The organism is Litoribacter ruber (genome assembly GCF_018449405.1).
Taxonomy (GTDB): domain Bacteria; phylum Bacteroidota; class Bacteroidia; order Cytophagales; family Cyclobacteriaceae; genus Litoribacter; species Litoribacter ruber.
The window spans coordinates 1-11946 of record NZ_JAHCMY010000011.1 but is presented as its reverse complement, the minus strand read 5'-3'; the positions used below and the strand labels follow the sequence as shown (position 1 = coordinate 11946).

Here is an 11946-nt window from a genome sequence, read left to right as displayed (position 1 = left end):
GAATTATAAATTGGGCAGCCTCACAATAAAGGTAGACCCAATGTCTGGCTTGGAATCCACATTTATATTGCCATTATGGATTTCTACTATCCGCTTGCAGAGGGAGAGGCCCACACCGGTACCCTCGGCCATTTCAGCATTGTCACCTCGGAAAAAAGGCTCAAAAATACGGACCACATCCTCTTGGGGGATGCCGGGCCCCTTATCATGAAAGGAAATGACCACGTTTTTCCCGTCATTGCCCACTTGGACCTTGCAGCTTTGGTCAGTGGAAAACTTACATGCATTCTCCATTAAATTTTTGAAAGTCACCAAAAGCAAATAGGAATTGCCATAAACCTCCATTTCCAAGTCCTCAGTCTCATCAAATATCAATTGAATATGATAATCCTGGAAGGATCGCTTCAATTCAATGTGGCTTTCCATCAGCAATTCATCCACTCTCAAGGCCGACATGGTGATTTCGGACGTCTCATAGCTTGCCTTGGCCAAATCCAGCAAATCCTGGGTGAGATCACGCATGCGCCTGGCATCGTCCAGACTGTTTTTGACTGCCTGCAGCAATTCTTCTTTGCCCTTCCTCTTCAACGTGGCAATCTCCAATTCGGCCATCAGGGCCGCAAGGGGCGTCCTTAATTCATGGGCAATATTGGAAACAAAATTCTTCTGGGCATTAAAGGATTTTTCCAGCCTATCCAGCATGTGGTTGAAGCTTTCCGAAATCTCTGTAATCTCATCGCTTTCCTTTCTGGATAGGCGAAGATCCAAATTGGAGGCAGTAATTTTTCCAATATCCTGATTGAGATCAATAAGAGGCTTAAGGGCTTTCCTGGCAAAAAAATGACTGGTAAAATAGATCACCAAAAGCATGATGGCCAGAATCACGAAAAGACTGTATTTGAGGTTTTCCAGCTTTTGAAAACCATACGCGTCATAAGCAGCGGCTGTGATCAAATAGGTCTGGCCTTCATACTCATACCGTATCCCGGCCACCTGCCAGTCATCTTGCTTGAAGAAGATTTCACCCTCCCTCTTGATTCTCTCAAGCATTTTAGGTGTTTCCTTGACAATATCAATTTCAACCGCATCATGGTAAAGCAATTCAAAATCAGTATTGTAAATGGCTACCTCCTCTTGAAAAAGGACATTGTAGCTGCTCTGATAAATGGTCTGTAAAGTCGCCGCCTCCACTTTGGCCTCCAACAGCAAATCAGCCTTTGTAACGGCCTGCAATTGAATCTTTTTGTAGAATTCCTCCTCACGGTTGTGCAGGTAGGTGAGGTAGATCGCATAGGTGAACCCACCCAGCAAAACTGCCGAAAACAAAGTAAAGAGAAAAGACAGCCTGCTTTTTATCTTCATAACTCCTTAGTCAAGATAAAGCCCATGCCAGGGCGGGTATGGATAAGCTTGGGCTCGAATGTCTTGTCGATTTTCTTCCGGAGGTAATTGATGTAAACGTCAATAAAATTTGTGCCCGTGTCAAAGTCCATACCCCAAACCTCCCTTGCAATCTCCTCCCTGCTCAATACCTTTTCGGCATTCCGGACTAGATATTCCAAAAGTTTATACTCTTTTGGGGTAAGCTTCACCTCTTGCTCTGCACGGTAAACTTTTTTGACTTGGGTGTCAATTCTGATATCCTCAAATTCAAGAATCACATTATCCCCATTCAGATCACCGCTGTAGTCGGCACGCTTGAGTAAGGATTTTATACGCGCAAAAAGTTCTCGGATATCAAAAGGCTTCACCAAATAATCGTCAGCTCCGGCATCAAAACCTTCAAGTTTATCATCCGTGGTTCCTAAAGCCGTAAGCATGATGATAGGGGTTGAGGCTTTGGTCCTGCGGATGGATTTGCAAAGCTCCAATCCGTTCATCCCGGGCAAAATCAGGTCTACGATCAGGATGTCAAAGGCTTTGTTTTCAAACAGCCGCATGCCCATGGTGCCATCGTATGCCACCTCCACCTCCATGCCCTTTTCTTCCAGTCCTTTCTTTAACACCGAGGCCAACCGCTTGTCATCTTCGACCAGTAATAGTTTGATTTTGCCCATAAGGTTAAAATTAAACGAATCATTCCATACATACTATTAGAAAACCTTTAGAATGCGGGGATTTAACTCAGAAAAGTAACCGCAGAACTGTACACATGTCGCAAAACGGTTCGAGAAGGAGAGAAATAGACTCGATTAAATTAACCGCCGAGGACGCAAAGGCGCGCAAAGAAATAGGCGGATTTCACTTTTAATTTTTAGTAAAATTTGATTTAAAAGACAGAATCCCTTTGCGCCACTTCCCCTTCTTTGCGGTTAATATTTTTTCTCTGTTACCTCTTTGCCTCTGTGGTTTATTAAATCCCTACACTTTTTTCTCTGAGCCCTCAGTGTCTCCGTGGTTGGTTTTTACTGCATTTTTTCAAAAAATAAATCCAAACCCAAACTCAAACCTGTTTCCTTCATCTTCCCCGGTAGAAAGGGGCTGCCTGTTCCAGCGGAATTGGTAATTGGTCTTCAGGACCACATTTCTTCTTGGATTAAAATTGGCCCCAACGGTCAATACCCTCAAATCAGAATGGAAGCGCTCAAAATCAATAAGATCGGGATGCACGCTGGCGTGGGTGTTTAAATGTTCATATCTAAAAAACAAGGGCAGCATCACCTCCTGTGGCTTGTAGTAGAAAGTTGACTTACCTTTAAGCATATCCCTGTTTCTGAAAAAAGGCATCAAGTCATACCCCACCTCAAGATAATAACCGAAAACCTCCTTACCCAAAACCTGACCTCCAAAAGGATCCATTTGCTCAGCTGCTGTAAGCCGATAAATCCCATCAGTGTTGTTCATCCGGCCATAGGTACCCAACAACATGAAAGTAAAATTTTCCCACTCATTTCTCACAAAGGAAGAGAGCAAATAAGTTGGGGCATTGATCCTCTCGGGCATGCCGACCATAGGGGTCAATTCTTCATTGTTACCCGCATCGGTATAGAGTCCCGATACGTTGATCAGCGTATTTTGAAAACCGCTGTAAGAAATCTGGCTATTGAGCAGCATGGTATTGAAATTGAACCTCAGCTCGTCATCCCGGCCGCGGCGGATCCAGGTCCCGCCGTTGTAGCTTCTGGCATTCAGACCCTGATAAGCCGAGAGTGACCAAGACCAGTCTTCTCCAATAGCACCATAAGTCATAATCCCCAAATCGATCCACTGGCTCGGGATGATGATCCTTTCCACGTCGGGCCGGTTTACGGAGAAAAACTGGATGGGCTCGTCATGGTTGTTCACATAGCCGATCTGCACCTGGTGCGTACCCACCCTCACGTTGAATCTGGGGTCAAGCAAAAAATCTGCGAATACTTCGACAAAAAGTTCTGTATCCGATTCTATATCTTGATCCCGGAAATATTCAAAAAACAGCTCCCCATAGAGGACCAGCCAAGGTTTAGGCTTATAGGCAAGATAACTCACAAACCTGTACAGACTGGTCATGTAAAGTTCTATATCCTCGCTTCCCCGGTCTTTGGGGCCATCATAGTTGATGAAAGCGGCCTCCCCAAAACCTGAGAAGGCAAATTTTCTGTCAGTAAAATAAATCTTCGAGGCGGCTATGGGCAGGCCCGTCTGGGTCTGGTAAGTCAGGGAATCTATCACCCGCCAATCCTTCCGTCGCAGGGTATCCTCATGGGCAGGATGGGTTTGGGCTTCTGAAACTGTAGAAACCAACATTACAGTAAAAAATATCCAGTAGAGCTTTCTATTCATGGTGATTGCTTTATCTGTTGAAATTCCAAAAAACAGGGCTTTTTCCCTGTTGCAAAAATCTTTACCGGTTTAGCACAAACCTGTTAAACTTCAGCAAATCCTGTTTCATTAACGTAATCTGCGCCCCTAATTGATCCAAGAGGTCTGCTCGGGATTGGAGCATTTCCGCATTATATTCACCGCCTAGACCAAATAGCACTTCAAATTCATCTTCAGGCAAATCATTGTATTCCTGCCAACGGTAGAGAAGCTTATCCCGGAAGGCCTCGCCATCCTGGGTGGGGGTAGTTTGAAAATAATGCCAAACAGAAGCGGGAAATACCCCTTGGCTATTATCTTCTTCTTCAATCATTTTTAGCACATTTACGGGATGCTCGATTTTCACCCTCTTTTCCAAGCTAAGAATTTTTAATCCCAAATAAACTTCCACCAAGCCCCCGGTAATTCCTGCCACCTCAAGCCAAGTATCGCTACCGGATGCCAGGAGTATAGTGCCCATAATGATGGAGGAAGATGCCCCAGTGATAATAGATGCTACGGTAAGATTCCGCTCACGTCTTCTCTCCTTTTTCTCCAAAAACTGACCCAACTGCTCTGCCTTTTCCTCCTCACAATCCAGACCTCCCGCAATGGCTGAAACTTCCAGGCTGGTCACATTCACCTTGTTGAGAAGCCGCTGGACTGTGCGGTCAAATTCCTGATCCTTTTCCTTTCCTTCGAAGGAAAGCAGCGTTTGCAGATCCTCCTTCCCATTAATGACCAAAGCCATCCTAAAAATGCCTTCATCCAAGCCCTCTGCCCAGTCCGGCATTTCAGCGTCTTTGTCATTTAATTCGTAATCGGTTTTATTGTCGTCAATTAATATTTCAAGGCACTCTTCCTGAAAAGGAACATCCGATTCAATCAACCTTGGCCCTGATACACATCCGGAAAGCAAAAGCTGAAGAATTAATACACCTGAAATGAGTCTAAACATATAGACTAAATTCAATTCCTATAGAAATGTTATAATAGCAATGATACCAACTACCACTAAGTAGGCAGAGAAATAGATAAGCTTCCCTCTCTTTACAATGTTGATCATCCACACACAGGAAATCCAGCCCGATATGAAGGCTGCCAGAAAACCGGTGATGATTGCCGCTCCGGAGATGTTACCGGTGATGGTAGGGTCTTGAAGGTATTTCAAAAACTTCAAAAGGGAGGCCCCTACAAGCGGCATCAGGATCATTAAAAACGAAAACCTGGTCGCCTTATATTTATCCACACCTACCAGCAAAGCTGTCGCAATGGTAGTACCCGATCTCGAGATCCCCGGAAGCAAAGCAATCGCCTGGGCGCAACCGATCAGCATGGCCTTGCCATAGGTAACATCAGTGCCCTTGCCTTTGCTAAAGTGCGTCATAGCCAAAAGAAGCGCAGTAAGCAGAAACATGAAGCCGATAAAAAACACTCTTCCCGCAAAAACTTCCTCAATGTAATCTTCCAAGGTAAACCCTATAATTGCCAATGGTATGGCAGAAAGCACCAATTTGGACACGTAGGTTTTGCTCTCAGACCATTCGGTTGTAAACACCCCTTTGAACAGGTCTGCAATATCCTTTCGAAATACAATGATGGTACTCAAGGTAGTGGCCGCATGGACGATAAGTTGAAAAATCAGGTTATCCTCCGGCTCCACATTCAGAATGTAAGTTCCAATCTCAATATGACCACTGCTACTGATAGGTAAAAATTCGGTAAACCCCTGGATCAGACCCAGGATCAAAGCTTCTATTATTCCCATTGATGATGTATAAATTGAATTTGTAAAAATAGGGCGGCAAGATAAAAAACTCTGCCTTCAAAGCCATTCCTCTTTTCAAAAAACCTGCCAAATCACGCAAAAACCTGCCAGGTTTAAATTTACCTCACGAAAACCTGGGGAGGTTTAATTTATCTCAGAACCCATGCAAAAACCTCATCATATGCATAATGTCCTGCTTCATGATGTTGACCTGCGCGGTGATGTTTTCCAAAAGGTCTGAACGGGTATGGAGCTGTTCGGCATTGTAAGTCCCCTTTTCACCCATAAAAAGATCAAATTCCTTGTCCGCATACTTAGTGTAGGCCTCCCACCTCTCCATCATCTGGGTCCGGAGGGACTTCTCCATCACCTCGCTGGTTTCATTGAGGTAAAACCACACCGCAGGCGAAAAAATCCCGTCAGAATTGTCCTTTTCGATCACCATCTCTATGATATTCACCGGATGTTCCACTTCCATTTTGCGGGTAAGCAATAAAATTTTCACCGCCAAGTAAACCTCCACCAAGGCTCCTGCAAGGATCACCCCTTCCACGGCCGGGCTCTGCCAATCGCCCAAGTTGGTCACCCCACGGGCGGTGGCCATGCCGGCACCTATGGTAATGGCAGCCACGGTGAGTTTTCTTTCCTGGGAACCGACCTTGCGATCCAAATAATTGGCCAGCTGCGTACTGTTTTCCTCTTCGCATATCAAGCCGCTGGCAATCGCCGACACTTCCATTTCGGCCAAGTCCACCACTCGGATGAGCTGGTCGCGTAGCCTTTTGATATCCTCCTCCGGCTCATCATCCATTTTCATCTGCACCAGCCGCTGCAGGTCCTCCTCCATTTCCAGTGCCAGACTCAAAAAATGCTGCCTCCGGTCAATCTCGTCCTCATATTCCTCTGGTAGGCTTTTGAATTCAATATCTGTAGGGGTAAAATGCTTGTCCACCAAGGTGGCAAAGCATTCGGCCTGTATGGGCAGCTCGGTGGAGACCACCTTCTTCTGACCCAGACATCCGGTGAGAAACAGGGCAAGGATTATATAGTAAAAGTTACTTTTCAGCATAATTTAGGCACAAAATTCAGCTTATTAACTTAAAAAGGGGGCGTTTGTTATGAAAAGTCGGGGTACTAAGTACTATGTACTAGGTACTAAGTTACCAGTCCCTTAACCATGAGCGAAGCGAATGAAACGAAATCTATACTTAGTACATAGTACCTAGTACCTAGTACAATTCGTCACTTCCTCTTCGCCCTAAAGGTCCCATTCGGCTGCACGAAGACCGCTTCCTGAATCTTTTCATCCTCATTGCGTTCAAATCGGATCGTGAATCCTTCTACTATTTTTAGGGTAAAAGCATCCTCATCTATGGCCAATAAATCATACTCCGGTTGCCCAGGGACGAAGAGGTAGAGGGTGGAATCATCATTTTCCTTGAGATAGAAACGGATCCTTTGCCCCCCGAGCTCGTATTCTCCTTCATATTCCTTCAGCTTTTCTGTATCCACTTCCACCTCTTTGGGCTTTCTTCTAAATTCCAATGCATCAACAGTGGGCTCCAACTTTACAGTCAAGGCAGAAATATCTCCGCTGTCACCAATCCTGAAATTCAGCCTTAAAGGCGACATTTCCAGTGTATCTGGTAGGCCATTTTCCACAGGGTAAGGCATAAAAACATTATAATGTACATGCTTCAGCCACATGGCTTGTGTGGGTGCATTGGCAAAAAGAGAATCATTTTTCAACTCCACCGTAAACTTACCATAACCTGGGTTGGTATAATCCCCCTCAAACTCCCGCAGATTATGGGTTGGCCGTGTGCCTTTCTTCTGGCTTGAACTCATGGAAACTTGGGCTGAGTCCTGCTCAGCCTTTGCTTTGTCTGCTCTTTCCTTTATTAGTTTGTTCCAGTCCGTTGCTTCCACTCCCAGCATCTTGTCTGAAATGATGTTTCTAACGATATTCGGTACTGAGGAGCCGTTTTGATTGACCAATACCGCTATCCCCACACTGTCAGTGGGAAAAAAAGCCACGTTGGCAGAAAAGCCATCAATGTTTCCTCCATGCTCCACTCGGTAATGACCCTTGTAGGAACTCACCATCCAGCCATAGCCATAAGAACTTAAATGCAGATCAGGGCTCTCGGCCGTGGGAGGCGCGGAGCTCATCACCATATGTGGGCTGATGGCCTCTTGTATATAGCCGGGAGAAAGAATCTGCTCCCCGTTATACTTACCTCCAGCAATCCACATCTGCAGCCATTTGGCCATATCTTCCACGTTACTGTTGATACTTCCCGCCGGACCCATAGCGGCAATATCATAATAATCCATTTTGGTGATAATGGAATCGCTTTTAAGCTTGTACCCAAAAGCCGCTTCATTACCATTTTTCAGTCCATCTATTTTGGCCATAGAGCTGGACATGCCCAGGGGCTCAAAAAACTGCTCGGCAATATTATCCTCCCAGCTTTTACCATATAGCTTTTCAGAAATCACCCCCTGAAGCAAATACATGAAATTGTTGTAGTACCAGGTTTCCCGCACCTTGGCAAATGGCTCATGATGGGCAATTCGCTGAACCAAGCTGTCACGGGAATCAGTAGAAAAAAGATACCAGCTGATATCATGGCGTGGAAGGCCCGTCCGGTGCGTCATCAGGTCACGAATAGTCACCATATTGTTGAGCTCATTGTTCTTGAACTGCAATTCGGGAATATGCTTGATTGGGCTGTCCTCAAGTTTGAGTTTGCCCTCATCACGGAGTTTGCCAAGCAAGGCCGCCGTGAAGGCCTTGGTGCTGGACCCGATCGCATACAGCGTCTGGGGAGTGGCCGGCAATTCGTTTTCGTAATCCCTATAGCCAAATCCCTTGCTATATACCACCTGGTCCTTTTCGACCACCACTACCGAAAAGCCCGGCGCATTCCAGGTGTCCAACACTTTTTCCAACTCCGCCTCAATCCCTTCCAGCCTTGAATCCTGTTGCTGGGCAAAGCCTGAAATACCCAGCCCTGCCACTAACGCTAAAACAATCCCTAATTTTTTCATAAAACCAAAAACTTATGTTATCCACGCTGAATTTAGGTAAAAATTTTAAATCTCCGGTTCTCTTAACCTCTCTGGTTAATTATTAATTTTACCCCTTGAATCCCAATCCCATGCCTTCCCAATTCAAATACACATTAATAGCACTAGGGACAGTAATATTGGCCTCATTTAAAGGGGTTCAAAACCCCACTGTAATTTCCCCTGAGGGGTATGAATTGGTGTGGAATGAGGAATTTGAGTACAAGGGGATCCTCAATCCGGAATATTGGACATTTGAGGAAGGATTTATCAGAAACATGGAGATGCAATATTATCAGTCGGGAAACGCCAAAGTCCGAAATGGCAAACTGGTAATTAGAGCTAAGCGGGAGCGGGTCAAAAATCCCGCATTTGATCCGGAAAGCGAGAATTGGCGGAAAAACAGGCCTATGGCGGATTACACCTCCGCCAGCATCACCACCAAGGGAAAGAAAGAATTTACATATGGAATCTTTGAGTTCAGGGCCAGGTTCGATCCCCAGGAAGGCCTTTGGCCGGCCATCTGGACCCTAGGTACAGAAAGACCTTGGCCCGAAAACGGGGAAATAGATATCCTCGAGTTTTTCCGCATCGAAGACGTTCCCACCATGGTTACCAATGTGGTCTGGCTGGATGAAAACGGCGAGCAGCACCTTCATGACAGTAAAACCCCTCTTCATCATTTCCTGACCCAGGATCCCGATTGGGCTAAAAAATTTCACATCTGGAAACTGGAATGGACGGAGGAACACATCAAAATCTATATTGATGATGAATTATTCAACGAAGTAACCCTGACTGACACCTACCAGCCCGACGGATTCAACCCCTTCCAAGCCCCCCACTATATTCTGATTAACCTCGCCATCGGCGCCGGCGGAGGAGACCCGAGCAACACCCGCTTCCCGAGGAAATTCGAAGTGGATTACGTAAGGGTGTTTCAGAAAGTGAGATGAGGCGGTTTAGGAGGTTATTTCTGAATTGGCGCTGCGCGCATTCAGAGGTTTAGGGGTTTAGCGCAAAGACGCAACCTTCATCTCTAAACTCCTAACCAATCCCGCACCACATAGCTACGCTATATGCGGTGCGGGATGACTAAACTTCTAAACTGCGTATATAATTAAGTCTCCACTAAAACCACTCCCCCACCCATACCATACCCCCAAACCGCCTCCTCTTCGCCTCCCCTTCGGGTCCTCGTCGGGTCCTCGATGGGTTCCGGCATAGGGGAGACAGGGGTGAACTATGTGGTGAAAATAGCATACTAAAAATAAATATCGCAAAAAGCTTGCATTTAAAACTTATATTAATTACTTTTATCAGCTTTTTAATTTAATTACCTCTATCAAAGGTATTAGTTACCACCCGATAGCTCTTAGATCCAGCAGAATGGGTCCTACTTTTTATGTTCCTTAAGCAGTTTATCCTTAGGGTATCATCTCGTTCAGATGATGGATTTCAGTTTCTTTATTGGCGTACCTACTCAGCGGTGATTAATGCTGGGTTCTCTACTGAAAGCCTTGGGTTTGTTGGCTGCAGTAGATATTGGTGTTGACACTTATATTTTCAACTAACATTCATAAAACAATGGGAAGATTAAATTCAAACAACGGAATGAGTGGCAGGATCGGAAAGATCGTGTACTATCAGGTAGATGGGCAAACGATGGCCAGGGCCCATGTGGTCCCCGACCAATCAAACCCATCCCCACTTCAATTGGCATCCAGACGACGGTTTGCCGAAGCCACCGCTTTTACTAAATACATCAAACCGGTATTGGAGCTTGGCTTTGCCAATCACCAGAAAGGAAAGCGCCATGCACTAAACGCTGCTTTCAGCAATATAAGGATGAGAGGATTTATCGGGGAGTCCACTACCCTTGACCCTTCTTTGGTAGCAATAAGCGATGGAACATTGACAGGCATGAGGGGCGGCAAGGTTTACTGGAAAAACAACGAGACCGCAGTGGTGGAATGGGAAGACAACACTGGGTTTGGCACCGCTTCCGCCAGGGACAAAGTGGCTGTGCTACTGTACGACACAGTAAAAAGAAGGGCATTCTACATCTTGGAAGGCAATCCCAGATCGGCAAAGCGGCAGGAAATAAAAGTGGAGGATTTTGAATACCATGAGGGCAACCTCCACGTCTATGCCTTTTTCACCAACAAGGCTGGCCGGACCCCACTTATCTCTGAGTCTACCTATCTGGATCTCATTTAATTTAACCCGGGGCGGCTGCGGTCGCCCCCCTCACTTGACCACAGAAACCAAATGGCAAAACAAAGCAATATACTAGAGTTAACTGGCTCTATCGGCAACATTTCCTTTTACAAAACCAAGGAAGGCTATAGAGCCAGGCAAAAAGGAGGCGTGACCAAAAAACGAATCCTGACGGACCCCCATTATGAGCGGACGCGGGAAAACAACGCCGAATTTGGAAGGGCTACCTCAGCCGCCAAGCACATCCGCCATGCCCTGGCCTTTTCGCTTGCCAAAGCAGGGGACAACACTTTTCACAACCGCCTAAAATCACTCATGGTAAAGGTAGTGCAAAGTGACCCCATTAGTGACAGAGGGGAACGGACCGTCCAGATCGGCGATCTGGATATCCTTCAGGGGTTGCGGCTAAATAAAAAGCGATCACTTGACGGGAGTTTGGGCCAGTATGTCAGAATTGAAAAGGAGAGCGGACAATTGAAATTTACCTTGAAAAACTGTAATCCGGAATTGTTTCAAGCCCCTTCCAGCACTACCCATTTCCGTTTATTTGCCCAAGGCCTTCGTATGAATTTTGAGCCTTTTGAGTTTGTCAAAAGCTTATATGAAACTCCTCTCTTACCCATCGAAACCAACGGCATCGACCTTTCCTTTGATTTGAAAATTGAGGGTGATTTGCCCGGCAAAGAACTGTTTGCGGTGGGTCTGGAATTTTTCCAAAAGCTAGGCGACACGCCGTACCCAGTGGCCAAGAAGGATTTTAATGTCGGGGAAGTGGTTTAGAGGAGGCAGTTTATAAGTTTACTTCCCGGCGCTATCGCGCAGCTGGGGTTAGCGTAAAGCGATGCAACCTTCAACCCTAACCTCCTAACCAATCCCGCACCGCATATAGCGCAGCTATGCGGTGCGGGATGACTAAACCATTAAACTTCGAAATTAACAAACTACCTATCAGACATTTACCCTGCTATTTTGTATTTTTAAGAAATGAAAACCGAAGAGGACATATCCAAAGCAGAAGAGCCTTTAGCCGCATATCCAGGCAAGTATTCCTATGCCGACTACCTGAGTTGGGACATGGAAGAAATGGTGGAAATAATTAAAGGCAA

10 protein-coding genes are annotated in these 11946 nt (G+C 45.8%); 3 read left to right on the top strand and 7 right to left on the bottom strand.

Features of this window, described 5'->3' with window-relative positions:
* Positions 1 to 3 precede the first annotated feature (3 nt).
* The 7 genes from KI659_RS15020 to KI659_RS14990 form a co-directional block, all read right to left on the bottom strand.
* Positions 4 to 1362, bottom strand: a complete 1359-nt coding sequence (locus KI659_RS15020) for a sensor histidine kinase (protein ID WP_213946190.1) — start codon at positions 1360 to 1362, stop codon at positions 4 to 6.
* On the bottom strand, positions 1359 to 2057 hold the full coding sequence (locus KI659_RS15015) for a response regulator transcription factor (protein ID WP_213946189.1): 699 nt from the start codon (positions 2055 to 2057) through the stop codon (positions 1359 to 1361). Before KI659_RS15015 ends, KI659_RS15020 begins: the two co-directional genes overlap by 4 nt.
* A gap of 361 nt (positions 2058 to 2418) precedes the next feature.
* Positions 2419 to 3762: a hypothetical protein gene (locus KI659_RS15010; RefSeq protein WP_213946188.1), complete on the bottom strand. Its 1344-nt coding sequence runs from the start codon at positions 3760 to 3762 to the stop codon at positions 2419 to 2421.
* Positions 3763 to 3823: 61 nt separating this feature from the next.
* Complete coding sequence (locus KI659_RS15005; RefSeq protein ID WP_213946187.1) at positions 3824 to 4738, bottom strand: hypothetical protein; 915 nt, start codon at positions 4736 to 4738, stop codon at positions 3824 to 3826.
* 18 nt (positions 4739 to 4756) lie between these two features.
* Positions 4757 to 5548 carry an undecaprenyl-diphosphate phosphatase gene (locus tag KI659_RS15000; RefSeq protein ID WP_213946186.1) on the bottom strand — a complete coding sequence of 264 codons (792 nt, stop codon included), beginning with the start codon at positions 5546 to 5548 and terminating at the stop codon, positions 4757 to 4759.
* Between the two features lie 154 nt (positions 5549 to 5702).
* On the bottom strand, positions 5703 to 6617 hold the full coding sequence (locus tag KI659_RS14995) for a hypothetical protein (RefSeq protein ID WP_213946185.1): 915 nt from the start codon (positions 6615 to 6617) through the stop codon (positions 5703 to 5705).
* Between the two features lie 173 nt (positions 6618 to 6790).
* Positions 6791 to 8602 carry a serine hydrolase gene (locus tag KI659_RS14990; protein ID WP_213946184.1) on the bottom strand — a complete coding sequence of 604 codons (1812 nt, stop codon included), beginning with the start codon at positions 8600 to 8602 and terminating at the stop codon, positions 6791 to 6793.
* A gap of 110 nt (positions 8603 to 8712) precedes the next feature.
* Here KI659_RS14990 and KI659_RS14985 point away from each other — a divergent pair, with 110 nt between their 5' ends.
* From KI659_RS14985 to KI659_RS14975, 3 genes are all read left to right on the top strand, one after another.
* Positions 8713 to 9576 (top strand): glycoside hydrolase family 16 protein, encoded by an 864-nt coding sequence (locus KI659_RS14985; RefSeq protein ID WP_213946183.1) that lies wholly within the window; start codon positions 8713 to 8715, stop codon positions 9574 to 9576.
* Between the two features lie 631 nt (positions 9577 to 10207).
* Positions 10208 to 10840, top strand: a complete 633-nt coding sequence (locus KI659_RS14980) for a DUF6266 family protein (RefSeq protein WP_213946182.1) — start codon at positions 10208 to 10210, stop codon at positions 10838 to 10840.
* Between the two features lie 51 nt (positions 10841 to 10891).
* Entirely contained in the window at positions 10892 to 11620 is a 729-nt protein-coding gene (locus KI659_RS14975; protein ID WP_213946181.1) for a hypothetical protein, read from the top strand.
* Positions 11621 to 11946: the final 326 nt, after the last annotated feature.

What these genes read in the sequence shown, in the direction of transcription:
- KI659_RS15020 (WP_213946190.1), bottom strand. Translation starts at nt 1,362, where the DNA reads ATGAAGATAAAAAGCAGGCTGTCTTTTCTCTTTACTTTGTTTTCGGCA.
- KI659_RS15005 (WP_213946187.1), bottom strand. Translation starts at nt 4,738, where the DNA reads ATGTTTAGACTCATTTCAGGTGTATTAATTCTTCAGCTTTTGCTTTCC.
- KI659_RS15015 (WP_213946189.1), bottom strand. Translation starts at nt 2,057, where the DNA reads ATGGGCAAAATCAAACTATTACTGGTCGAAGATGACAAGCGGTTGGCC.
- KI659_RS14995 (WP_213946185.1), bottom strand. Translation starts at nt 6,617, where the DNA reads ATGCTGAAAAGTAACTTTTACTATATAATCCTTGCCCTGTTTCTCACC.
- KI659_RS14975 (WP_213946181.1), top strand. Translation starts at nt 10,892, where the DNA reads ATGGCAAAACAAAGCAATATACTAGAGTTAACTGGCTCTATCGGCAAC.
- KI659_RS15000 (WP_213946186.1), bottom strand. Translation starts at nt 5,548, where the DNA reads ATGGGAATAATAGAAGCTTTGATCCTGGGTCTGATCCAGGGGTTTACC.
- KI659_RS14990 (WP_213946184.1), bottom strand. Translation starts at nt 8,602, where the DNA reads ATGAAAAAATTAGGGATTGTTTTAGCGTTAGTGGCAGGGCTGGGTATT.
- KI659_RS14985 (WP_213946183.1), top strand. Translation starts at nt 8,713, where the DNA reads ATGCCTTCCCAATTCAAATACACATTAATAGCACTAGGGACAGTAATA.
- KI659_RS15010 (WP_213946188.1), bottom strand. Translation starts at nt 3,762, where the DNA reads ATGAATAGAAAGCTCTACTGGATATTTTTTACTGTAATGTTGGTTTCT.
- KI659_RS14980 (WP_213946182.1), top strand. Translation starts at nt 10,208, where the DNA reads ATGGGAAGATTAAATTCAAACAACGGAATGAGTGGCAGGATCGGAAAG.